We start from the raw sequence: 1,783 nt of genomic DNA on the forward strand, positions 1-1,783 counted from the left end.
CGGACGAGATGGCCCCGACCGCGCCGCGCGTCATCAGCGTGCAGATCCCCGTCGACAAGATCGGTGAGCTGATCGGCCCGAAGGGCAAGACGATCAACGCGATCCAGGACGAGACCGGCGCGCAGATCTCCATCGAGGAGGACGGCACCGTCTACATCGGCGCGACCGATGGCCCGTCGGCGGAGGCCGCGCGCGCTCAGGTCAACGCGATCGCCAACCCCACCAACCCGGAGGTGGGCGAGCAGTTCCTCGGAACCGTCGTCAAGCTCGCGGCGTTCGGTGCCTTCATCTCGCTGCTGCCCGGCAAGGACGGCCTGCTGCACATCAGTGAGGTGCGCAAGCTCGCCGGTGGCAAGCGCGTCGAGAACGTCGAAGACGTGCTCGGCGTCGGCCAGAAGCTGCTCGTCAAGATCACCAAGATCGACGACCGCGGCAAGCTGTCCCTTGAGCCGGTGCTCGAAGAGGCCGCCGACCAGGAAGGCCGTGCGGCGGCCAGCGAAGGCCCGGAGGCTCCCGCCGAAGGCTGAGTGCTTCGTCGCCCGGCGCTGAGGGATCCACCCTGAGCGTGCCGCGGCGGCGACCCGGACACGGATGCCCGCTTCCTCCCGTCTCGGAGGGGCGGGCATCCGTTCGTTCATCCGGTGTCCACCGGATGGGGGACACCGCCCCCGCGCACAGCGACGCCGTGACGCAAGCGTTATGGAATGTTTACCGTTCGTTGGGCTCAATGCGCGGACCGTACCCGCGTCTGCCCTACCCTCGGAACTACGCATCGGGGGGTGGGTAGACAAGAAGAGCGACACCGCATCCGCGGTTCGTGAAGGGGGTGAACGGATGGGTTACTTCGGTATCGGCGCGACACCGACGGCCGTCAGAACCGCGCCGCCCGCGCATCCCTCCGCTCCGATTCCCGTTCAGGGGGCACCCGTGGGAGCCGGCATCCGCGTTCCGCTCGGCGAGTCCGGGCTTGAGGTCTTTCCGTTCCTCCTCGGTGCCGCCGAGTTCGGCTGGCATGTCGATCTCACCGCCGCGCACGCGATTCTCGACGCGTACCACGCGCGTGGTGGCAACGCGGTGCACACGTCCGACGGATATGCGGCGGGACGCAGCGAGCACATCGTCGGGCAGTGGCTGCAGCGCCGCGGCATCCGCGACGACATCGTCGTCGCCGTTCGTGTCGGAGCCAACCCCGACCACCCCGGGCTCGGACCGGTGAACCTCATCCGCGCGGTCGAGGCGTCGCTGACGCGCCTGCATACGGACCGGATCGACCTGCTCTACCTCGACGCGCTGTCGGATGACGCGACAACCCTCGAAGACACCCTGGCGACGGTGGAATGGCTGATCGAGTCGGGAAAGGTGCGCGCCGTGGGAGCCTACGGCCACACGGCCGCCCAGCTGGTCGAAGCCCGGATTCTCGCATCGGCGGGTTACCCCCGCCTCACGGTGCTGGACGTCCCGTACAACATCCTTCGGCAGTCCGAGTTCGATGGCGATCTGCGTCTCGTGGCCAGCGCGCAGGGTATCGCCGTGACGCCCTCGCAGGCGCTCGAGCACGGCTATCTCGCCGGGGTGCACCGCGACCGTGCGCAGGTCGCGTATTCGGTACGCGGCATCCAATTGGCTGCGGCCATGAACCGCCGCGGATCGCGTACGCTGCGTGCGCTGGACCGGATCGGTGACGAACTGTCGGTGCCGCCGTCCGCCGTCGCCATCGCTTGGCTGCTGGCGCACGCGCGGTGGTCGCCCCCATCGTGAACGTCTTTTCCGGGGCCCCGTCAAA

At 68.6% G+C, this 1,783-nt stretch carries 1 protein-coding gene and 1 pseudogene; both read left to right on the plus strand.

The genetic code is table 11. The features are described 5' to 3' along the window. The coding region (locus I5I_RS12670; protein WP_036320274.1) for a S1 RNA-binding domain-containing protein at positions 1-527 on the plus strand (527 nt) is incomplete at its 5' end. A gap of 307 nt (positions 528-834) precedes the next feature. Continuing rightward, a pseudogene (locus I5I_RS12675) lies at positions 835-1,783 on the plus strand (aldo/keto reductase); the annotation flags it as partial.

Origin of the sequence: Microbacterium sp. B24, assembly GCF_000333415.1 — a bacterium.
GTDB lineage: Bacteria > Actinomycetota > Actinomycetes > Actinomycetales > Microbacteriaceae > Microbacterium.